At 61.3% G+C, this 20,138-nt stretch carries 22 protein-coding genes; 2 read left to right on the top strand and 20 right to left on the bottom strand.

The window, feature by feature from the left end; all coding sequences use genetic code 11:
- Positions 1-480: 480 nt before the first annotated feature.
- From ABDX87_RS22830 to ccmA, 10 genes are all read right to left on the bottom strand, one after another.
- Positions 481-894, bottom strand: a complete 414-nt coding sequence (locus ABDX87_RS22830) for a hypothetical protein (RefSeq protein ID WP_346829902.1) — start codon at positions 892-894, stop codon at positions 481-483.
- 26 nt (positions 895-920) lie between these two features.
- A complete protein-coding gene (gene ccmI / locus ABDX87_RS22825) occupies positions 921-2,126 on the bottom strand; it encodes a c-type cytochrome biogenesis protein CcmI (RefSeq protein ID WP_346829901.1) in 1,206 nt (401 codons plus the stop codon).
- Complete coding sequence (locus ABDX87_RS22820; RefSeq protein WP_346829900.1) at positions 2,123-2,692, bottom strand: cytochrome c-type biogenesis protein; 570 nt, start codon at positions 2,690-2,692, stop codon at positions 2,123-2,125. The genes ccmI and ABDX87_RS22820 overlap by 4 nt, the downstream gene beginning before the upstream one ends.
- On the bottom strand, positions 2,689-3,225 hold the full coding sequence (locus tag ABDX87_RS22815) for a DsbE family thiol:disulfide interchange protein (protein ID WP_346829899.1): 537 nt from the start codon (positions 3,223-3,225) through the stop codon (positions 2,689-2,691). The genes ABDX87_RS22820 and ABDX87_RS22815 overlap by 4 nt, the downstream gene beginning before the upstream one ends.
- Entirely contained in the window at positions 3,222-5,195 is a 1,974-nt protein-coding gene (locus ABDX87_RS22810; RefSeq protein ID WP_346829898.1) for a heme lyase CcmF/NrfE family subunit, read from the bottom strand. The genes ABDX87_RS22815 and ABDX87_RS22810 overlap by 4 nt, the downstream gene beginning before the upstream one ends.
- Before the next feature lie 3 nt (positions 5,196-5,198).
- The gene (gene ccmE, locus ABDX87_RS22805) at positions 5,199-5,678 is read right to left on the bottom strand and encodes a cytochrome c maturation protein CcmE (RefSeq protein ID WP_346829897.1); all 480 of its coding nucleotides are present in this window, start codon (positions 5,676-5,678) and stop codon (positions 5,199-5,201) included.
- The gene (gene ccmD / locus ABDX87_RS22800; protein WP_074759326.1) at positions 5,675-5,851 is read right to left on the bottom strand and encodes a heme exporter protein CcmD; all 177 of its coding nucleotides are present in this window, start codon (positions 5,849-5,851) and stop codon (positions 5,675-5,677) included. The genes ccmE and ccmD overlap by 4 nt, the downstream gene beginning before the upstream one ends.
- Positions 5,848-6,651 carry a heme ABC transporter permease gene (locus tag ABDX87_RS22795; RefSeq protein WP_346829896.1) on the bottom strand — a complete coding sequence of 268 codons (804 nt, stop codon included), beginning with the start codon at positions 6,649-6,651 and terminating at the stop codon, positions 5,848-5,850. The genes ccmD and ABDX87_RS22795 overlap by 4 nt, the downstream gene beginning before the upstream one ends.
- A 114-nt stretch (positions 6,652-6,765) precedes the next feature.
- The gene (ccmB, locus tag ABDX87_RS22790) at positions 6,766-7,437 is read right to left on the bottom strand and encodes a heme exporter protein CcmB (RefSeq protein ID WP_346829895.1); all 672 of its coding nucleotides are present in this window, start codon (positions 7,435-7,437) and stop codon (positions 6,766-6,768) included.
- Positions 7,434-8,069: a cytochrome c biogenesis heme-transporting ATPase CcmA gene (gene ccmA, locus ABDX87_RS22785; protein WP_346829894.1), complete on the bottom strand. Its 636-nt coding sequence runs from the start codon at positions 8,067-8,069 to the stop codon at positions 7,434-7,436. The genes ccmB and ccmA overlap by 4 nt, the downstream gene beginning before the upstream one ends.
- 207 nt (positions 8,070-8,276) lie before the next feature.
- Between ccmA and ABDX87_RS22780 the strand changes: the two genes are divergently transcribed.
- Together ABDX87_RS22780 and ABDX87_RS22775 are read left to right on the top strand one after the other, a co-directional pair.
- A complete protein-coding gene (locus ABDX87_RS22780) occupies positions 8,277-9,905 on the top strand; it encodes a flagellar hook-length control protein FliK (protein WP_346829893.1) in 1,629 nt (542 codons plus the stop codon).
- Complete coding sequence (locus ABDX87_RS22775; RefSeq protein WP_062385946.1) at positions 9,905-10,222, top strand: EscU/YscU/HrcU family type III secretion system export apparatus switch protein; 318 nt, start codon at positions 9,905-9,907, stop codon at positions 10,220-10,222. The genes ABDX87_RS22780 and ABDX87_RS22775 overlap by 1 nt, the downstream gene beginning before the upstream one ends.
- Before the next feature lie 252 nt (positions 10,223-10,474).
- Here ABDX87_RS22775 and ABDX87_RS22770 read toward each other — a convergent pair whose 3' ends face one another.
- The 10 genes from ABDX87_RS22770 to ABDX87_RS22725 all read right to left on the bottom strand — a co-directional run bounded on the left by ABDX87_RS22770 (position 10,475) and on the right by ABDX87_RS22725 (position 19,925).
- A complete protein-coding gene (locus ABDX87_RS22770) occupies positions 10,475-10,873 on the bottom strand; it encodes a DUF2802 domain-containing protein (RefSeq protein WP_346829892.1) in 399 nt (132 codons plus the stop codon).
- Positions 10,874-11,353 carry a chemotaxis protein CheW gene (locus tag ABDX87_RS22765; protein WP_062385949.1) on the bottom strand — a complete coding sequence of 160 codons (480 nt, stop codon included), beginning with the start codon at positions 11,351-11,353 and terminating at the stop codon, positions 10,874-10,876.
- Positions 11,354-11,425: 72 nt separating this feature from the next.
- On the bottom strand, positions 11,426-12,379 hold the full coding sequence (locus ABDX87_RS22760) for a CheW domain-containing protein (protein WP_346829891.1): 954 nt from the start codon (positions 12,377-12,379) through the stop codon (positions 11,426-11,428).
- A gap of 114 nt (positions 12,380-12,493) precedes the next feature.
- A complete protein-coding gene (locus tag ABDX87_RS22755) occupies positions 12,494-13,282 on the bottom strand; it encodes a ParA family protein (protein ID WP_346829890.1) in 789 nt (262 codons plus the stop codon).
- Positions 13,283-13,321: 39 nt separating this feature from the next.
- Positions 13,322-14,203 (bottom strand): flagellar motor protein MotD, encoded by an 882-nt coding sequence (gene motD / locus ABDX87_RS22750; RefSeq protein ID WP_346829889.1) that lies wholly within the window; start codon positions 14,201-14,203, stop codon positions 13,322-13,324.
- Positions 14,204-14,210: 7 nt separating this feature from the next.
- On the bottom strand, positions 14,211-14,951 hold the full coding sequence (locus ABDX87_RS22745) for a flagellar motor protein (protein ID WP_346829888.1): 741 nt from the start codon (positions 14,949-14,951) through the stop codon (positions 14,211-14,213).
- Positions 14,951-16,123: a protein-glutamate methylesterase/protein-glutamine glutaminase gene (locus ABDX87_RS22740; RefSeq protein ID WP_346829887.1), complete on the bottom strand. Its 1,173-nt coding sequence runs from the start codon at positions 16,121-16,123 to the stop codon at positions 14,951-14,953. The genes ABDX87_RS22745 and ABDX87_RS22740 overlap by 1 nt, the downstream gene beginning before the upstream one ends.
- 197 nt (positions 16,124-16,320) lie before the next feature.
- A complete protein-coding gene (locus ABDX87_RS22735) occupies positions 16,321-18,612 on the bottom strand; it encodes a chemotaxis protein CheA (RefSeq protein ID WP_346829886.1) in 2,292 nt (763 codons plus the stop codon).
- A 130-nt stretch (positions 18,613-18,742) separates the two neighbouring features.
- Positions 18,743-19,531: a protein phosphatase CheZ gene (locus ABDX87_RS22730; protein ID WP_346829885.1), complete on the bottom strand. Its 789-nt coding sequence runs from the start codon at positions 19,529-19,531 to the stop codon at positions 18,743-18,745.
- A 19-nt stretch (positions 19,532-19,550) separates the two neighbouring features.
- Positions 19,551-19,925 carry a chemotaxis response regulator CheY gene (locus tag ABDX87_RS22725; protein ID WP_175500148.1) on the bottom strand — a complete coding sequence of 125 codons (375 nt, stop codon included), beginning with the start codon at positions 19,923-19,925 and terminating at the stop codon, positions 19,551-19,553.
- Between the last annotated feature and the right edge of the window lie 213 nt (positions 19,926-20,138).

Raw genomic sequence — 20,138 nt, 5'->3', positions numbered from 1 at the left:
GCGGAGCGTGGGAACGATCAAATTGCACGGAAACCAGAAACGACAAATTAACCTGTGGGAGCAGTCGGAGGTTACGACGGCCGCGAATGCGGTGGGTCAGCCGCCATCTATTTCACTGACCCACCGCGTTCGCTGCCGTCGTAACCTCCGACGTCTCCCACTGGGAATCTCATCTGTCCACACATCGCGCCAGGCCTTGTACCGCATGGAGATTGATTGTCTCCACGCTCCGCGTCCGGCTTTGTTTGACGCAGAGCGTCGATCAATGCGTTACCACGCGGAGCGTGGGAACGATCAAATTGCACGGAAACCAGAAACGACAAATTAACCTGTAGGAGCAGTCGGAGGTTACGACGGCCGCGAATGCGGTGTGTCAGCCCCATCTATTTCACTGACCCACCGCGTTCGCTGCCGTCGTAACCTCCGACGTCTCCCACTGATAAACCATCAAGACACATCTGCCATGAGCCAGACGTTTTTTTAATTCCCGAACTGCTTGCTCAACCCCGGCGGCACACCGCTGGCATCGGTTTCCTGCCATGGGCCGCTCGGCGAGGTGGACCACGTCCAGCCGTTGTTCCAGCGGTAATACGTCCGCTGACGGTAGAAGGTGTTGGGCACGTTATCCAGCACATGCACGCCCAGTCGGGCATCCCAGTGGCTGTTCCCGCCTGGGGGTGGCGCGAAGTGGGCGGAGGTTTTCGGGCCCGAAGGAATTGGCTTTGACGGTGGCGTCTGTGGCGTCGTGCGCGGCGTTCCCGGCTGAGGCGTCGGTGACGGCCCCGGAATGGTCGGAATAGGCTCTGAACTCTGTGGGCCAGGGCGCTGGACCGCACACGCGGCGCTCAGCGCCACCACCACACTCAACAAGGCAAATCGTGCGACGCGATACATAAGCGGAGACTCTCTACGGATCAGGGTTACTGATCGGGGCTGTCGATGGTCAAGGCCTGCCGGGCAGTCACGTTGCTGGGCAACGGTTGGCTGCGACCGATCCACTCACCGGCGGTGGGCTGGCCCGCTCGGGATACCCGGGCAACCAGTTGGACTTCCGGAAAGTTCGACAGTTTCAGCTGCGGCATCATCGCGTCGGCGTCCGTCAGTTCAACGTCCACCGGCAGGTCGGCGATGGTCACGCGCTTGACCGCCAACGGCGCGGGCGGACCCGACACGGCGCGGGCGAAGATGAAGACCGTGTCGCCCGACTGCACCTTGGATCTGAGCGCATCGGATAACGTAACGTGAACCTTGAGGCGCGCACCTTGAGCGGCGACCGGTTGCGTGTCCTGTACGGTGCCGCCGTTCTGCACCAGCTTGTCACTGGCGCGCGCAATGCCACCTTCCAGCGCCGAACGCGACGGATCGTTGGGCGGCAGCACCGCCAGTAGCCGCTTCCAGTAATCCACTGCCTCCTGATACCGCTGGCCTTCGAAGGCATTGATGCCCTTCAGGCCCAGACTGGTGACCTCCTTGGGATCAAGTTTCAACGCCTCGTCGGACAACGCCTGGATCTGCGGAGTCCAGGTTTTGTTGCTGGCGAAGTACAGGGACTGTGCCCACTGCCCAAGCAACTCTGGCTGACGCCCAGCCAGCCCTACCGCGCGCTCGAACATGCTCGCCGCGTCGGCCGGGCGATCTTGCGCCATGTACGTGCGGGCAAGGAAGTAAATGCTCTCGGCCGAATCCGGCTGGGCCTTGACCGCACGCTCCAGACGATCAGTCATCTGCGCCAGGGAGCCCGGAGGCTGCGCGAATTCACGTGACAACTCGACCTTGTCGCTCGCACCAAAATGCAGGTACAGCCCCAGCCCCAGCACGGGCACCAGCACCGCGATCAGCAACGGCAGCGGTTTGCCCAGGCGCGAGACCTGCTCGGGCGCGGCGCCTTCGGTGTCAGCCAGCAACTCACGGGCAGCTTCGGCGCGACCACTGTCCAGTTGCGATGACGACAAAACACCTTCAGCCTGCTGCGCTTGCAGTTCGGCCAGACGTTCCTGATACAAGGCGACGTTAAGGGCTGTGCGATCTTCTTCGCTTTGAGCGCGACGACCACGCACCAGAGGAATCAGCAGAAAACTCAGGGCCACCAGCAACAGCAGGCCGGCCGCTAGCCAGAAATCGATCATTCGTGGTTTTTATCCAACAGGTGGGCGAGGCGCTGACGCTCCTCGTCGGAAAGCACATCGGCGTCTGCACTGCGCTGGCCGCGACGACGCATAACGATCAGGCCAATCAGCAGCACACCGCCCAGCAACAGCCCGGCAGGACCGAACCACAGCAGCCAGGTGTGCGCGTTCAGCTCAGGTTTGTAGCGAACGAACTCACCGTAGCGGTCGACCATGAAGTCGATGATCTGCTGGTTGCTCTGGCCTTCGCCGAGCATGCGATAGATCTCTTTACGCAGGTCGGCGGCAATCGGCGCGTTGGAATCGGCGATGTCCTGGTTCTGGCATTTCGGGCAACGCAGTTCACGTGTCAACTCGGTGTACCGAGCGCGTTCGGCTTCGTCTTTGAAGGTGTAGGCGTCGATGGCGGCATGGGCGATGCTCGCACTCGCCAGCACCAGTAAAAACGCCGCAAAAACGCGCCGCCCCACCCGTGCCGCCCAACCCTGCGCCCACCGCGCAACCTGTGGGAGCGAGCTTGCTCGCGAAGAGGCCCGTCCTGTCACTGCATCTTCCAGAGGCCTCATTGTTTGTCCTCGTCGACCAGCCCTTGGTACAGACCGGCGAGTTTTTCGCGCCAGACCGTCTCATCGATCACGCCGACATGTTTGTAACGAATGATGCCTTTACGGTCGATCAGGAAGGTTTCCGGTGCGCCGTACACGCCCAGATTAAGCCCCAGGCTGCCGGCTTCATCGTTGATGTTCAGTTGGTACGGGTCGTGAAACTCCTTGAGCCACTTCAAGGCGTCGGCGTTGACGTCCTTGTAGTTGACGCCGTAGATCACCACGCCTTGCTGGGCCAGCTTGGTCAGCACTGGGTGCTCGACCCGGCACGCAATGCACCACGTGCCCCAGACGTTGACCAGCGCCGGTTTACCCAGCAGGTTCTCCCGGGTCAGCGGCTTGCCGTCCTGCACGGACGGCAAAGAAAACGCCGGGAAGGGTTTGTCGATCAGCGCCGAAGGCAGCTCCGACGGGTCCAGATAAAGGCCTTTGTAGAGAAACACCGCCATGCCCAGAAACAGCACCAGCGGAATCACTAACACCCAACGCTTCATACCGCCGCTCCCGACAACCCGAGTGCATCACGCACTTTCGCTCTGACCTTGACCCGATACCGCTTGTCCAGCGCCGCCAGCAACCCGCCCAGTGCGGTGATCAAACCGCCGAACCAGATCCAGCGCACGAAGGGTTTGACGTGTACACGCACGGCCCAGGCGCCGTTGTCCAGCGGCTCACCCAGCGCGACGTACAGATCGCGAGTGAAACCAGCGTCAATACCGGCCTCGGTCATCATCGAACGCTGAACGGTGTACAGGCGTTTTTCCGGGTGAAGCACCGTGACTTCCTTGCCGTTTTCCAGCACACGAAGGGTGCCTTTGTCAGAGGTGAAGTTGGGGCCTTGAACGTGCTTGGCGCCGTCGAAGACGAACATATAGCCACCCAGTTCGACCGACTCGCCGGGGGCCAGACGCAGGTCGCGTTCGGCGCTGTTCTGGCTCGACAACACCACGCCCAGCGCAACTATCGCGATGCCGATGTGCGCGATTTGCATGCCCCAATAACTGCGGGTCAAGGAGCGCATGCCCTTGAGCAGACCTTTGTGCCGGGTTTTGTCCAGCAGATCACGCACCCCGGCCAGCAGCACCCAAGCGGCCAGCAGGCAGGTGGCGAGCACCGCCCAGTGGAAATCGGCCATCGCGAAACCGGCGATCACCGCCAATACCGCACTGCCAATCAACACCGGCGCGAGCATGCTCAGCAGCCACTTGATCGGCGTGTCTTTCCAGCGCACCAGCACGCCCACGGCCATCACCGCCATGAGCAGCCCCATCAGCGGGACGAACAACGCATTAAAGTACGGCGGGCCGACGGACATCTTCGCCCCGCTCAACGCGTCCAGTACCAGCGGATAGAGCGTGCCAAGCAGGATCATCGACGCCGCCACCACCAGCACCAGGTTGTTACCCAGCAGCAAGGTTTCCCGTGACCAAAGGCCGAAACCGACGTGGCTTTTCACCACCGGCGCACGGATGGCGAACAGCGTCAGCGAGCCGCCGACGACCATCAACAGGAAGATAAGGATGAACACGCCGCGCGCAGGATCCGAAGCAAAGGCGTGAACCGAGGTCAGCACGCCGGAACGCACCAGGAACGTTCCCAGCAGGCTCAACGAAAAGGCAGCGATGGCCAACAGCACCGTCCAGCTTTTGAACACGCCGCGTTTTTCAGTCACGGCCAGCGAGTGAATGAGCGCCGTGCCGACCAGCCACGGCATGAACGAGGCGTTTTCCACCGGGTCCCAGAACCACCAGCCGCCCCAGCCCAGTTCGTAATACGCCCACCACGAGCCCAGCGTGATGCCAACGCCAAGGAACGCCCAGGCAACGATGGTCCAAGGACGCGACCAGCGCGCCCACGCCGCATCGAGACGTCCGCCGAGCAAGGCCGCGATGGCGAAAGCGAAAGCCACCGAGAAACCCACATACCCCATGTAGAGCATCGGCGGGTGAACGATCAGGCCGATGTCCTGCAGCAACGGGTTGAGGTCGCGACCGTCCTGCGGGATCTGCGGCAGAAGGCGGCTAAACGGGTTGGAGGTGAGGATCAGGAACAGCAGGAAGCCGACGCTGATCATGCCCATGACCGCCAGCACCCGCGCCAGCATGACTTGCGGCAATTGCCGTGAGAACACCGACACCGCGAAGGTCCAGCCGCCGAGGATCAGGGCCCAGAGCAACAACGAGCCTTCGTGCGCCCCCCATACGGCGCTGAACTTGTAGTACCACGGCAAGGCGCTGTTGGAGTTCTCAGCGATGTAGGTCACCGAAAAGTCATCGACCATGAACGAGTACGTCAGGCAGCCGAACGAGAACAGCAGAAAAGCAAACTGGCCCCATGCCGCCGGCTGGGCGAGGCCCATCCACAGACGATCACCGCGCCAGGCGCCGAACAGCGGGACAACGGCCTGCACGACGGCAAAGCACAGCGCCAGGATCATGGCCAGATGGCCGAGTTCGGGAATCATGGTTTACCCCTGTTTTTCCGGGAGAGCGCCTGGCTGCGCCGACGCGCCGGGTGCTGACTGGCCGCTGTCCTTCAAGGCTTTGGTGACCTCAGGCGGCATGTATTTCTCATCGTGCTTGGCCAGCACCTCATCGGCCACGACCACGCCGTCGGCATTGAGCTTGCCCAAGGCAACGATGCCCTGCCCTTCGCGGAACAGGTCCGGGAGGATGCCACGGTAAGTAATGGTCACCGACTTGTTGAAATCGGTCACGACGAAGGTCACGTCCAGCGAATCGGCAGAGCGTTGCAGCGAGCCCTTTTCGACCATGCCACCGGCGCGAATGCGAGTGTCGTGGGGCGCTTCGCCGCTGGCAATCTGGGTCGGGGTATAGAACAGGTTGATGTTCTCTTGCAGGGCGCTGAGCGCCAGCGTCACGGCGATGCCGACCCCGGCGAGAATCGCCACGATGGTCAACAGTCGCTTCTTTCGCAGCGGATTCACGTGTTGCTCTCCCGGCGCAAACGGCGCGCCTCTTGTTGCAGGTAACGCCGACGCGCCAACAGCGGTGACGCGACGTTGATCGCCAGTACGGTGAAGCAGATGCCATAGGCGGTCCAGACGAACAGCCCGTGCTTGCCCATGGCGAGAAAATCGCCGAACGATTCAAAACTCACTGCCCGGCTCCTTGTCGAGGGGACTGCCCGAGGTTCTTCAAGACTTCTTCCTTGACCCAAGTGGCGCGGGACTCACGCTTGAGCACTTCCAGACGCATCCGCGCCAGCAGCACTGCGCCAAAGAAGCAATAAAACCCCAGCGCGGTGAACAGCAGCGGCAGCCACATTTCAGCCGGCATCGCCGGTTTTTCGGTGAGGCTGAAGGTCGCGCCCTGATGCAGCGTGTTCCACCACTCTACCGAGTACTTGATGATCGGAATGTTGATCACGCCCACAATCGCCAGCACCGCGCACGCCTTGGCGGCGCTGTCACGATTACTGATGGCGTTGCCCAGCGCAATCAGACCGAAGTACAGGAACAGCAGAATCAGCATGGACGTCAGTCGCGCATCCCAGACCCACCACGACCCCCAGGTCGGTTTGCCCCAGATGGCGCCGGTGACCAGTGCCACGGCCGTCATCCAGGCACCGATGGGCGCAGCGCATTGCAGCGCGACATCGGCCATTTTCATCTTCCAGACCAGACCGACCACGCCGCACACGGCCAGCATCACGTAGCAGGATTGCGCAAGCATCGCGGACGGGACGTGGATATAGATGATGCGAAAGCTGTTGCCTTGCTGGTAATCCGGCGGTGCAAACGCCAGGCCCCAGACCACGCCGATGCCGATCAGCAAGACGGCGGCGACGCTCAGCCATGGCAGCAAACGACCGCTGATGCCATAGAACCATTTCGGCGAGCCCAGTTTATGGAACCAGGCCCAACTGATCCCGCCTTTAGCCTTGGCGCTTGTGTTCATCACGCTGCCTTTTCATCACGGTGCTTTTCATAGTCTGGTTCTGTTCTGGCGCTTCTATTGATTGAAGCGTCCTGGTTCTGAAGATAAAAAATTGTCCGCTCGGTCAGAAACCGATTATTCGCCAACGCTGATTTTCAAGCCAGCAGCAATTGCAAAAGGTGTCAGGGTTATCGCCAGTGCGGTCAGGCTGCCAAGCCAAAGCAGATAGCCGGTCGCAGGCATACCCTGAAGTGCAGCCTGCAACGCCCCGCTGCCCAGAATCAGCACCGGGATGTACAACGGGAGAATCAACAACGCCAGCAGCAAACCACCGCGCTTGAGCCCGACCGTCAACGCGGCACCCACCGCACCCAACAGGCTCAGAACCGGCGTGCCCAGCAACAGCGATAAGAGCAACACAGGCAGGCACGCGGTCGGCAGTCCCAGCATCAGTGCCAGCAACGGTGCCAGCAGCACCAGCGCCAGACCGGAGAACATCCAGTGCGCCAGGACCTTGGCCAGCACCAACAAAGACAGAGGGTGCGACGAAAGCACCCACTGTTCAAGTGAACCATCTTCAAAGTCACTTCGGAACAGGCCGTCCAGGGATAACAGCACCGACAACAAGGCGGCCACCCAGACCAACCCCGGTGACAAAGTCTGCAACAATTGCGCTTCAGGCCCTACGGCCAGGGGAAACAGTGCGATGACGATTGCGAAGAACACCAACGGGTTGAGCAGTTCGGCAGGACGGCGAAACAGCAGACGGGCTTCGCGGGCGATCAACAGGGTGAACACATGACTCATACGGCCCACTGCCCCAGGTCCAGATCGCGGTAACCGGCCGGTGTGCGGCTCAGCGTATGGTGAGTGGTCAGCACCACGGTGCCGCCGTCTTCGCAGTGATCGGCCAGATGCGACTCGAGTTGCGCCACGCCTTGTTTGTCCAGCGCGGTGAACGGCTCATCGAGCATCCACAGCGCCGGGCCCGGCAAATACAGACGGGCCAGCGCGACCCGGCGTTTCTGCCCGGCCGACAAGGTATGACACGGCACATCTTCGAAACCGCGCAGTCCAACCGAATCGAGGGCTTGCCAAATGGCATCGGATTCGACGCTGTGGTGCAAGGCGCAGAGCCAGGTGAGGTTTTCAACCGGGGTCAACAACTCTTTGATCCCGGCGGCATGGCCGATCCACAGCAGGTTGCGGGCAAGTTCGCTGCGCTGTTGCGACAGAGGTTTACCGTCGAGCAATACATCGCCTGCCGTGGGCTGCATCAAGCCGCTCAACAGACGCAGCAAAGTGGTCTTGCCACTGCCGTTCGGGCCGCTGATCTGCACCATATCGCCCGCTGCCAGCCGCAGGTCGAGCTTCTCGAACAGCAGGCGCCAGTCACGCTCGCAGGCCAGCGACACGGCTTCAAGAACAGGGATCGACATGGGGACCTTCTTTTCGGATAGCAGGTGTGCACGGCGGTTCAAGTCAGCGTTATGACGGCCGTTATACTGATGCAGCTTAACGGTAGCCCGCCGATGACGTCGGCGCAGGATTATACATAGATAGGCGCTGTTGCCGTGCGCAGGCTGATATGGGGATAGTGTCCAGAACAGGCGACCCAGAGCGCACCTTTACCGAGTCGGGATCTGATGACAGGCGATATACCCAATCTTTCTCCAGTCGCGGCGGCCACGGCCTTGTTACGGGCAGGCGTTCCGCCGGGCGAAGTGCTCAAGCTCATGGAGCCGCGCGCGGGCCTTTTGAATTTGGGTCAGGTCGCCAACGCTGAAGTGGTCAGCCTCAAGCAGCTTGGCCAGGATTTCCAGCTGCTGCTCAGGCTGACCATGAACAACGGCCAGCAGACCACCCTGCCCGTCAGCAGCTCCCTGCCACTGACGCCCGGCACTAACGTCAACGTTGCCCAGGGGTCGGCCGATACCCTGACGATCAGCGTGCAGGAACTTCAGAAAGCGATCGCCAACAGCCTGACCAGCATCGACACCCGCCAACTGCCTGCGGGCACGCTGCTGCAAGGCAAGGTACTGACGACGCAGGTCATGGCCCAGAACGTCGCGCAACTGGCGGGGCAACCCACAGGCAGCATGGCCACACCGACCGCGAACTACCGTTCCATCGTCATGCTGCTCAATACTGCGCTGGCGGGCAGCAGCCTCACCATCGATAGCCCGCAGCCTTTGCGGGTGGGCAGTTTGCTCAGTGCCCAGGTGCAGAACAGTCAGGCGCTGAACTTCATCGCCATGCCCAATCGACTGGACGAACTGGCGCTGGCCCAGCAACTGTCGACCCAACAAAGCCGCCAAGGCTCACTGCAGAGCTTGCTGACCGCGCTGCAGAACCTGCCGTCTCGCGCAACGAACAGCCCGGACAACCTGCCACCCTCTTTACGCGCCAGCATCGATCAGTTGCTGGCGGACCTGCCGGATGTGCAACAACTGACCACCGCCAAAGGTGTGGCGCAGGCGCTGAATGCCAGTGGCCTGTTCATGGAGTCGCGCTTGTTGGCCGGAGAAAACCCGACACTGGTGCCGGACTTGAAAGCGAACCTGCTGCGCGTGATCGCCCAGATACTTCCGGGTTTGCCGGGCAACGTCAGTTACGACGCGGCCGCAGCCGCCAACACCCTCGCCCGCGCGATGCCCAGTGTGATTCGCAACGCCTTGGGAACGCTGGGACTGGTCGCTGCGCCGAACGTGCCGATCAACTTCCCATTACCGGCCCGGACCCTCGGCAGCCCGGACAGCAAGGATGATCTGGAAACCCTGCTCAAACTGGCTGCAGGGGCTATTTCGCGCCTGCAAAGCCACCAGTTGGGCGGACTGGAACAGACCCGCACCAACGCCGACGGCACTCAGGTCACGACCTGGCAGCTGGAAATCCCCATGCGCAATGCCCACGACATCGTGCCGTTGCAGGTCAGGGTTCAGCGCGAAGACACTCCGGAGCGCGAGGACGCCGCCGAGACGGCGGCACAGGACCTCAAGGAAAAGGAAAAACTCTGGCGCGTCGAACTGGCCTTCGATCTGGAGCCGCTGGGCCCGTTGCAGGTGCAGGCACAACTCGTCGCAGGCAATCTGTCCAGCCAGCTGTGGGCGGAACGCGAGGGCAGCGCGGAGTTGATTTCCAGTGAGCTGGACAACCTGCGCGCACGTCTGGTGGCGGTCGGCCTGAACGTCAAGGAACTGGAGTGCAACCGTGGCACACCGACCCACGGGCCACGCACGGTGCTGGAACAACGCTGGATCGACGAGAACGCCTGATGAACACCGAACAGAATCCGCGTCAGGCGATTGCCCTGAGCTACGACGGCCAGCAAGCCCCGACCCTCACGGCCAAGGGCGACGACGCCTTGGCCGAAGCGATCCTGGCCATCGCCCGCGAGTACAAGGTCCCGATCTACGAAAACGCCGAACTGGTGAAAATGCTTGCGCGCCTGGAACTGGGCGACAGCATCCCGAAGGAGCTGTACCTGACCATCGCCGAAATCATCGCCTTCGCCTGGCACCTCAAAGGCAAGTTTCCGGTGGGGTTCGACCCGGATCCGGAGCCGGTTGAGCGGGATATTACGCCGCGCTGACAGGTGCTATCCCTATACGAAGGCGGTGTATCTGATCCACCACTTTCGCCGCCGTCGTAATCTCCGACTGCTCCTACAAGAGATCGGAGCGAAGCCTGGACAGGCGTTCGCTTTTGATCTTGTTGCGAGCAATGTCAGGCGCCGCAGAACGTGACGTGTGTACAGGCCGAACGCAGGCGATGCGCAGTGGCAGCCGTTACCAAGGAACGGATATACACACCGTATCCAACAACGGCAGAACCAAAAATCCTGCTATCCATTATTCCCGTGCAACTTGCTCATCAACTGCGCCTCGGCCTGCGTCAGGCCGCAGGACTGAGTGAGTTCGTCGACGCTGGCGCCCATGCTGACCAGGCGTGCGGCCTGGGCGAAGGACAGTGTGGAGGGGTCGCGCTGTTCGAGCGCGGTGATCTTGTCCGGCAGCGGCGCGACGATGGAGCGCAGTTCGTGCAGATCTTCGCCCATCTTCACCGTACCGCCCTGGTAGTTCTCCAGGCGCCGAGCCAGCTCACGGATGCGCTGATCACGCAGCGAGTCGGCTTCGACCTGCTGCGTGGCCAGTGTACGTAGGCGTTTGGTGTGGGCCATGAACATCGCAACCGTCGCGACCCACAACACCGCCAGAAAAATGACCGCAACCTCAAGAATCAATCAGATGTTCTCCAGCTCGGACCACTCTTCCTCGGACATCATCTTGTCCAGCTCCACGAGGATCAGCAGCTCGCCGTTCTTGTTGCAGACGCCCTGGATGAATTTCGCGGATTCGTCGTTGCCCACGTTCGGCGCGGTTTCGACTTCCGACTGACGCAGGTAAACCACTTCAGCGACGCTGTCGACCAGGATCCCGACCACTTGCTTATCGGCCTCGATGATCACGATACGCGTGTTGTCGCTGACTTCAACCGGCGGCAGACCAAAGCGCTGGCGGGTGTCGATCACGGTGACCACATTGCCACGCAGGTTGATGATGCCCAGCACGTAGCTCGGCGCACCCGGCACTGGCGCGATCTCGGTGTAGCGCAGCACTTCCTGAACCTGCATCACGTTGATGCCATATGTTTCGTTGTCCAGGCGGAAGGTGACCCACTGCAGAATCGGATCTTCGGAACCCTGTGCTGACGACTTCTTCATACCCCTAACCCCTTGCGTGTTGTGCTGTGCGGCCGACGCTTTCAGCACCGGCCTGTGTTTATCTAATGGTGTTTATTTACGAGCCTGCATCTGCTTGACCGCACCGCTGGCGATCAGCTCGGCCAGTTCGGACACGTCCAGCAACGCACACATGTGTTCGATCACCGTCCCGGCAAGCCACGGACGTTGACCGCGATGGGTGCGCCATTTGATTTCTTTCGGGTCCAGGCGCAGCGAGCGGCTGACCTGATGCACCGCCAATCCCCACTCGTAGCCCTGAACCGAGATGACGTACTGCAAGCCCTGACGAAAATCGTCGCGGTAGCGGTCCGGCATGATCCAGCGGGCGGTATCCAGCACTTTCAGGTTGCCGGCCTGACTGGGCAGAATCCCGAGGAACCAGTCCGGTTGCCCGAACAACGGCGTCAGGTCATGCCCGGCCAATGGATAGATCGAACCCAGACACACCAGTGGCACCGCCAGGGTCAGCCCGGCGACATCGAACAGCAGGCATTCGAACGGCTCGTCTGCCCAGGCCGGACGCTCATCGGACGTAGGCGGCGGAGTTGGCGTGCGTTGCGCCGGCAAGTGCACGTCGGCCACGGGCTCGACCAGTCCCACCGTCGGTTCCGCAGTGACCGGTTCGACGACGGCGGGAGCGATCAAGGGAGGTGCGATCACCGGCGGCAGAATAACCGGCGTTTCAAGGAATTGGGTCGTCACGGGGTCAGCAAGCGGTCTGGCCAGCGGTGCTGTCTCGCGAACGGTCGCCAGTCGTGCGACAGGCTCAGGCGTGAACGCCAGCGACACCGGCGCAGGTCGGCTGACCGGGACGGCCGCCGCTACGGCTTCGGCAACGGCCGAACGCATGCGTGCATCGTGAGCCTGCTCTTCGAGCACGGCCGCTTGAAACTCATCGATGCTTTCGACGGCTTCCAGTTCTTCGGTGGCGTCTTGAAGCAACGCGTCGAGGTAGTTCTGCAGCGCCAGTTGCGGTCGTGATGCGATGTCCAGAGGGCGGTTCATACGGGAGCCCGAAAATTAGTGATGCGATTACCGCCTATACCCGATATCGGCTGAACAGCTGGCCGACTTGAGCGCGCAGGCGCATTGACCGGGATTAAACGATCAGCGGACATGTCAGGCCACCTGTCCCACAAGCTGTTCGGTGAGCATGTGCTTGAGCAACGCACGATACGCCAACACTCCCCGGCTCTTGTTGTCGAACTGCGACGGCGTGACGCCCGCACGGCTGGCATCACGCAAGCGCGTGTCCACCGGAATAAAGGCGTTCCACACGTGTTCAGGAAAACTGTCGCGCAACAACTTCAAGGTGCCCATCGACGCCTGCGTGCGGCGGTCGAACAGCGTCGGCACGATGGTGTACGGCAGCGGAACCTTGCGCGAACGGTTGATCATCGCCAGCGTGTTGACCATGCGCTCCAGGCCCTTGACCGCCAGAAACTCGGTCTGCACCGGAATCGCCAGTTGCTGACTGGCCGCCAGCGCGTTGACCATCAACACGCCCAGCAACGGCGGGCTGTCGATGATCGCGTAATCGAAATCCTGCCACAGCTGCGCAAGGCTCTTGGCAATCACCAGGCCCAGCCCGCTCTGGCCCGGCGACTGGCGCTCAAGGGTGGCGAGCGCGGTGCTGGAAGGCAGCAGGGAAATACGTTTGTCACTGGTGGGCAACAACAACTGGCCGGGCAACCCATCCGGCACGGCGCCTTTATTCAGGAACAGGTCGAAACAACTGTGTTCCAGCGCATCGGGGTTGTGGCCGAAATAACTGGTCATCGAGCCGTGAGGGTCCAGGTCGACCACGACCACGCGCTTGCCCGCCTCGGCCAGCAACCCGGCTAAAGCGATTGAGGTGGTGGTCTTGCCGACCCCGCCTTTCTGATTGGCTACTGCCCAGACTCTCATGTGTTCGTTTTCCCCCCGGACCCAAACGGTGACCGAGAATTAAGGGGCAGATGACGAAGATTTGACGCCTTGCGACGGCTTGGCTGGGACAGGTGCAGTTTGCGTGCCAGCACGACGCAGTGCAGCATCCGGTTTCGCATTGGCCGTAGTGCCGGAACCCGTCAGGCTGCGGCGCACGTCCAGGTTGCGGGAAATCACCAGCACCACACGACGGTTGCGCGCACGGCCATCGGCGGTGGCGTTGGACGTCAGCGGCTGGAACTCGCCGTAGCCGACCGACGCCAGACGCGCCGGATTGATCCCGTCCATGGCCAGCATGCGCACGATGCTCGAAGAACGCGCCGACGACAGCTCCCAGTTGCTCGGGAACTGCCCCGTATTGATCGGCTGGTCATCGGTGAAACCTTCGACGTGAATCGGGTTGTCGAACGGCTTGATGATTTTCGCCACTTTGTCGATCAAATCGAACGCCTGGTTGCTGGGCATGGCATCGCCGCTGCCGAAGAGCAGGCTGGAGTTGAGCTCGATCTCGATCCACAGCTCGTTGCCGCGCACGGTCATCTGTTTTGAGGCGATCAAGTCGCCGAACGCGGCATTCACGTCATCGGCGATGGATTTCAGCGGGTCCTGTGCGCCCTGCCCCAGGGCGGCATCGGTCTGCTCGCTGTCTTGAACCAGAGGATCGGCTGGCCGAACGGTCTGCGGCTTCTGCTCACCGATCGGGATTGGCTTCACGCTGCGCTCGGCTTCGTTGAACACGCCGACCAGCGCTTCGGACAGCACCTTGTACTTGCCTTCGTTGAGCGACGAGATGGAGTACATGACCACAAAAAACGCGAACAGCAGCGTGATGAAGTCGGCGTAGGACACCAGCCAGCGCTCGTGATTTTCGTGCTCTTCGTGGCGACGTCGACGGGCCATCAGTCCATCACTCCATGAAGCCTTGCAGCTTCAATTCGATCGAACGCGGGTTCTCGCCTTCGGCAATGGACAGCAGGCCTTCGAGAAGCATTTCACGGTAACGCGACTGACGAATGGCAACGGCTTTGAGCTTGTTGGCCACCGGCAGCAGGATCAGGTTGGCCGAAGCCACGCCATAGATGGTTGCCACGAACGCGACTGCAATGCCACTGCCCAACTGGTTCGGGTCAGCAAGGTTGCCCATCACGTGGATCAGGCCCATGACCGCACCGATGATGCCCACGGTCGGCGCGCAGCCGCCCATGCTTTCAAAGACTTTGGCCGCCTGAATGTCACGGCTTTCCTGGGTCATGAAGTCCACTTCCAGGATGCTGCGAATGGCTTCCGGCTCGGCACCGTCGACCAGCAATTGCAGGCCTTTGCGCGAGTACGCATCGGGCTCGCCATCGGCCACGGATTCAAGGCCCAGCAGGCCTTCCTTGCGCGCGGTCAGGCTCCACGACACCACACGGTCGATGCCGCCGGCCAGGTCGATGCGCGGCGGAAACAGAATCCAGACGAAGATCTGAATCGCGCGTTTGAAGGCGCTCATCGGCGTCTGCAACAGGCAGGCCGCGAGGGTGCCGCCCAGCACGATCAGCGCAGCGGGCCCGTTGAGCAAGGCGCCCAGGTGGCCACCTTCCAGAAAGTTACCGCCGATGATGGCGACGAACGCCAGAATGATCCCGATAAGTGTCAAAACATCCATTACAGACACGCCTCGACCAAGTGACGCCCGATATCGTCCAGGCTGTAAACGGCGTCCGCCAGATCGGCTTTGACGATGGCCATCGGCATGCCGTAGATCACGCAGCTGGCTTCGTCCTGCGCCCAGATGTGACTGCCGCCCTGCTTGAGCAGACGCGCGCCTTCGCGACCGTCCGCGCCCATGCCGGTCAGCACCACCGCGAGCACTTTGTCGCCGTAGGACTTGGCCGCTGAACCAAAGGTGATGTCGACGCACGGCTTGTAGTTGAGGCGCTCGTCACCCGGCAGGATTTTCACCGCTCCACGGCCGTCGACCATCATCTGCTTGCCGCCAGGCGCCAGCAGCGCCAGCCCCGGACGCAGAATGTCGCCGTCTTCGGCTTCCTTGACGCTGATGCGGCACAGTTTGTCGAGGCGCTCGGCGAAGGCCTTGGTGAACGCCGCCGGCATGTGCTGAATCAGCACGATCGGAGCCGGAAAATTGGCGGGCAGCTGGGTCAGCACGCGCTGCAGCGCAACCGGACCACCCGTGGAGGTGCCGATGGCGACCAGCTTGTAGGCCTTGCGCTTGGGCGCGGGCGAATTGTGCGTGGCAGGTGCCGACGCGTGATGAGCAGGCGCAGGGTGAGTGGACGTCCCGGCCAGAGGACGCGCCGGTGCAGGACGCGCCGTCCCTGCCGCCGGGGCCGGGCTGCGCAACGCACCCGGGGCTGGCGCAGGGGTCGACGCAGCAGGCGCGACAACGGGTGCGGCAGCAAAACCAGTGGAGCGGCGGTTACTGCGAGAAATGCTGTGCACTTTCTCGCACAGCATCTGCTTGACCTTGTCAGGGTTACGCGAAATGTCTTCGAAATTCTTCGGCAGGAAATCCACCGCACCCGCATCCAGTGCATCCAGGGTGACCCGGGCGCCTTCGTGCGTCAGCGAGGAGAACATCAGAACCGGCGTAGGACAGCGCTGCATGATGTGGCGAACGGCAGTAATGCCATCCATCATCGGCATTTCGTAGTCCATGGTGATGACATCGGGCTTGAGGGCCAGGGCCTGCTCGATCGCTTCCTTGCCATTGGTGGCGGTGCCGACCACTTGAATCGTTGTGTCAGAGGAAAGAATTTCCGAGACGCGCCGGCGAAAAAAGCCGGAGTCGTCTACCACCAGAACCTTGACTGCCATAAACACTCCATTGGACAAAACCGGCCAATTGCAACGCCCGCTTCGTCAACATCTGCCCCACCGAAATGACCAGGGTGGATAAAAAACCTGTGGGAGCGAACTCATTCGCGATGGGCCCGTTCAGCCGACGCCGCAGCGTCGCCTGATGCATCTTTCGCGAATGAATTCGCTCCCACACAGGTCATTGCATTGCCGGATCAAATACGCCGCGCGGCGTAACGCTTGAGCATGCTCGGTACGTCGAGAATCAGGGCGATGCGGCCGTCACCGGTAATGGTGGCGCCCGACATGCCTGGCGTACCTTGCAACATCTTGCCCAGCGGTTTGATGACCACTTCTTCCTGACCCACGAGCTGATCGACGACGAAGCCGATGCGCTGAGTGCCGACCGAGAGGATCACCACGTGGCCTTCGCGTTGTTCCTCGTGCGCGGCCGAGCTGACCAGCCAGCGCTTGAGGTAGAACAGCGGCAGTGCCTTGTCGCGCACGATCACCACTTCCTGGCCATCGACGACGTTGGTGGTCGACAGGTCGAGGTGGAAGATCTCGTTGACGTTGACCAGCGGGAAGGCGAACGCCTGGTTGCCCAGCATCACCATCAGGGTCGGCATGATCGCCAGGGTCAACGGCACCTTGATGACGATCTTCGAACCCTGGCCCTTGGTCGAGTAGATATTGATCGAGCCGTTGAGCTGGGCAATCTTGGTTTTCACCACGTCCATGCCCACGCCACGGCCCGACACATCCGAAATCTCGGTCTTGGTCGAGAAGCCCGGCGCGAAGATCAGGTTGTAGCAGTCGGTGTCGCTCAGACGGTCCGCCGCATCCTTGTCCATGACCCCGCGCTTGACCGCGATTGCGCGCAGTACCGCCGGGTCCATGCCTTTGCCGTCATCGGAAATCGACAGCAGGATGTGGTCGCCTTCCTGTTCCGCCGAGAGCACCACGCGACCGCCCCGGGCCTTGCCCGAAGCTTCGCGCTCTTCCGGCGATTCGATGCCATGGTCCACCGCGTTGCGCACCAAGTGCACCAACGGATCGGCCAGTGCCTCGACCAGGTTCTTGTCCAGGTCGGTTTCTTCACCCACCAGTTCAAGGTTGATTTCTTTCTTCAGCTGACGTGCCAGATCGCGAACCAGTCGCGGGAAGCGACCGAACACTTTCTTGATCGGCTGCATGCGGGTTTTCATCACCGCCGTCTGCAGGTCAGCGGTGACCACGTCCAGGTTGGACACGGCCTTGGACATGGCTTCGTCCGAACTGTTGGCGCCCAGGCGCACCAGCCGGTTACGCACCAGCACCAGTTCGCCGACCATGTTCATGATTTCGTCCAGCCGCGCGGTGTCGACGCGCACGGTGGTTTCGGCCTCGGTCGGTGCCTTCTCGGCGACCGGCGCCGGTGCCCGTGCCGCCGCGGGGGCAGCAGCAGGTGCCGGAGCGGCCTTGGCAGGTGCGGCAGCGGCAGACGCAGCAGCCGGCTTGGCCGGTTCGGCTTTCGGTGGCTCAACGTTCGCAGGCTCGGCTTTCTTGGCCGGCGCAGTGGCCGTGGCTGCAGAAGCCGCTACCGCAGGCTCGAACTTGCCCTTGCCGTGCAGTTGATCCAGCAGGTCTTCAAATTCGTTGTCCGTGATTTCATCCGATGCAGCGGCCTTGGCGTCGGTCGCAGCAGCAGGCGCCACTGGAGCAGCAGGAGCGGCGCTGGCGTCGGGCGAAAACGAACCTTTGCCGTGCAGTTGATCCAGCAACGCTTCGAATTCGTCATCGGTGATTTCATCGCTGGCAGGTTGCGCCGCGGGTGCGGCAGCGGCCGCAGGCACCACGGCATCGGCCGCAAACTGGCCTTTGCCGTGCAGTTGATCGAGCAGCGATTCGAATTCAGCGTCGGTGATTTCGTCGCTGGCCGCATCAGCCGCTGGAGCAGGCGTCGACACAGGCGCGTCAGGTGCTGGCACCGACACCGCAGCACCGGCTGCTTGGGCCTTGACGGCGTTCAGCGAATCCAGGAGTTGTTCAAATTCCTGGTCGGTTATGTCTTCGGACGGCGCTTCGGCAACCGCTTCGACCACCGGAGCAGGCGCAGCCGCTGCTTCGTCAGCCGACGCAGGCTCTGCCAGACGCGACAGCGCGGCGAGCAACTCAGGTGTGGCCGGTGTGATGTCCGAACGTTCGCGGACCTGACCGAACATGCTGTTGACGGTGTCCAGCGCTTCGAGCACGACGTCCATGAGCTCCGAGTCGACCCGGCGCTCACCTTTGCGCAGGATGTCGAACACGTTTTCGGCGATGTGACAGCATTCAACCAGCTCGTTGAGCTGGAGGAAGCCGGCGCCCCCTTTTACAGTGTGAAAACCGCGAAAAATTGCATTGAGCAGGTCCGCATCGTCAGGTCGGCTTTCCAGCTCGACCAACTGCTCGGACAACTGCTCCAGAATCTCGCCGGCCTCTACCAGAAAATCCTGAAGGATTTCTTCATCGGCGCCGAAGCTCATTGGGGGTGCTCCTAAAATTAACCGTCAAACCGATCCAGAGGCTGCATCGAGGGTCTGCGCGCATTACCTTCGTCGAAGCATTCGCGCGCAGCACCACAGCCACTTTCACATAGAACCTGGGATCTAGAAGTTAGAAGCCAAGGCTGGATAGCAGATCGTCTACATCATCCTGACCGGATACGACGTCTTCACGTTTATCGGCATGAATCTGCGGACCTTCACCCTTGGAATGAAGTTTTTCTTCTTCTTTTTGCTTACGGAACACTTCCTGATCGTGCTCGATCCCGGCAAAGCGATCGACCTGGCTGGCCATCAGCACGAGCTTGAGCAGATTGCTCTCCACTTCCGTCACCAACTGCGTGACGCGCTTGATCACCTGACCGGTCAGGTCCTGATAATCCTGAGCCAGCAGAATGTCGTTCAGGTGGCTGGCGACCTCATGGGTCTCCTTCTCGCTGCGCGTCAGAAAACCTTCGACGCGGCGGGCCAGATCACGAAACTCTTCGGCGCCGATCTCGCGACGCATGAAGCGCCCCCAATCGGCACTCAACGCCTTGGCGTCGGCACTGAGGCCGTTCATCAAAGGCGTGCTTTGCTCCACCAGATCCATGGTGCGGTTGGCCGCACCTTCCGTGAGCCTGACCACATACGACAGGCGCTCGGTGGCATCGGTGATCTGGGACACTTCTTCGGCTTGCGGCATATGCGGGTCAATCTGGAAATTGACGATCGCACTGTGGAGTTCACGCGTGAGCTTGCCAACTTCCTGATACAGGCCGCGATCCCGGGTCTGATTAAGCTCATGGATAAGTTGCACGGCGTCGCCGAACTTGCCTTTTTCAAGGCTGGCGACGAGTTCCTGTGCGTGTTTCTTCAGGGTCGACTCGAAGTCACCCATTGTCGAATCTTTGGAATCCATAGCGCCCTCGCAGCGGACATCAGCTATTGACGCGCTCGAATATCTTCTCGATCTTTTCTTTGAGCACCTGTGCGGTGAATGGCTTCACCACGTAGCCGTTCACGCCGGCCTGAGCGGCCTCGATGATCTGCTCGCGCTTGGCCTCGGCAGTCACCATCAACACCGGCAGATGACGCAGGCGTTCATCGGCACGCACCTGACGCAGCAAGTCGATGCCGGACATGCCAGGCATGTTCCAGTCAGTCACCAGGAAATCAAAGGCCCCGCTCTGCAGCATCGGCAATGCGGTGGTACCGTCATCTGCTTCGGCCGTGTTGGTGAACCCAAGGTCACGCAACAGGTTTTTTATGATCCGCCGCATCGTTGAGAAGTCATCAACGATGAGGATTTTCATGTTCTTGTCCAATTCGACCTCCAAGCAGTCTTTAACGCGTCCAGCACCTGGACGCGCGTTCAATCAATACCGGCACAAACCAATGGCCCGTTTTGCGAAAACAATTAAGGGGGTTTACGACTCGACAATGGACGAGCACAGCGGAACCGGACTCTGAAAGCCCTGATCCGACCGGCTCCTGCCTTGTCTCCCTTCTCACCCACACAACGGTTA

Source organism: Pseudomonas abietaniphila (assembly GCF_039697315.1).
Lineage (GTDB): Bacteria > Pseudomonadota > Gammaproteobacteria > Pseudomonadales > Pseudomonadaceae > Aquipseudomonas > Aquipseudomonas abietaniphila_B.
This window is presented reverse-complemented; position numbering and strand designations above follow the sequence as displayed.

Coding starts and splice junctions, on each gene's coding strand:
- ABDX87_RS22830 (WP_346829902.1), bottom strand. CDS start 894: ATGTATCGCGTCGCACGATTTGCCTTGTTGAGTGTGGTGGTGGCGCTG.
- ccmI (WP_346829901.1), bottom strand. CDS start 2,126: ATGATCGATTTCTGGCTAGCGGCCGGCCTGCTGTTGCTGGTGGCCCTG.
- ABDX87_RS22820 (WP_346829900.1), bottom strand. CDS start 2,692: ATGAGGCCTCTGGAAGATGCAGTGACAGGACGGGCCTCTTCGCGAGCA.
- ABDX87_RS22815 (WP_346829899.1), bottom strand. CDS start 3,225: ATGAAGCGTTGGGTGTTAGTGATTCCGCTGGTGCTGTTTCTGGGCATG.
- ABDX87_RS22810 (WP_346829898.1), bottom strand. CDS start 5,195: ATGATTCCCGAACTCGGCCATCTGGCCATGATCCTGGCGCTGTGCTTT.
- ABDX87_RS22795 (WP_346829896.1), bottom strand. CDS start 6,651: ATGAACACAAGCGCCAAGGCTAAAGGCGGGATCAGTTGGGCCTGGTTC.
- ccmB (WP_346829895.1), bottom strand. CDS start 7,437: ATGAGTCATGTGTTCACCCTGTTGATCGCCCGCGAAGCCCGTCTGCTG.
- ccmA (WP_346829894.1), bottom strand. CDS start 8,069: ATGTCGATCCCTGTTCTTGAAGCCGTGTCGCTGGCCTGCGAGCGTGAC.
- ABDX87_RS22780 (WP_346829893.1), top strand. CDS start 8,277: ATGACAGGCGATATACCCAATCTTTCTCCAGTCGCGGCGGCCACGGCC.
- ABDX87_RS22775 (WP_062385946.1), top strand. CDS start 9,905: ATGAACACCGAACAGAATCCGCGTCAGGCGATTGCCCTGAGCTACGAC.
- ABDX87_RS22765 (WP_062385949.1), bottom strand. CDS start 11,353: ATGAAGAAGTCGTCAGCACAGGGTTCCGAAGATCCGATTCTGCAGTGG.
- ABDX87_RS22760 (WP_346829891.1), bottom strand. CDS start 12,379: ATGAACCGCCCTCTGGACATCGCATCACGACCGCAACTGGCGCTGCAG.
- ABDX87_RS22755 (WP_346829890.1), bottom strand. CDS start 13,282: ATGAGAGTCTGGGCAGTAGCCAATCAGAAAGGCGGGGTCGGCAAGACC.
- motD (WP_346829889.1), bottom strand. CDS start 14,203: ATGGCCCGTCGACGTCGCCACGAAGAGCACGAAAATCACGAGCGCTGG.
- ABDX87_RS22745 (WP_346829888.1), bottom strand. CDS start 14,951: ATGGATGTTTTGACACTTATCGGGATCATTCTGGCGTTCGTCGCCATC.
- ABDX87_RS22740 (WP_346829887.1), bottom strand. CDS start 16,123: ATGGCAGTCAAGGTTCTGGTGGTAGACGACTCCGGCTTTTTTCGCCGG.
- ABDX87_RS22735 (WP_346829886.1), bottom strand. CDS start 18,612: ATGAGCTTCGGCGCCGATGAAGAAATCCTTCAGGATTTTCTGGTAGAG.
- ABDX87_RS22730 (WP_346829885.1), bottom strand. CDS start 19,531: ATGGATTCCAAAGATTCGACAATGGGTGACTTCGAGTCGACCCTGAAG.
- ABDX87_RS22725 (WP_175500148.1), bottom strand. CDS start 19,925: ATGAAAATCCTCATCGTTGATGACTTCTCAACGATGCGGCGGATCATA.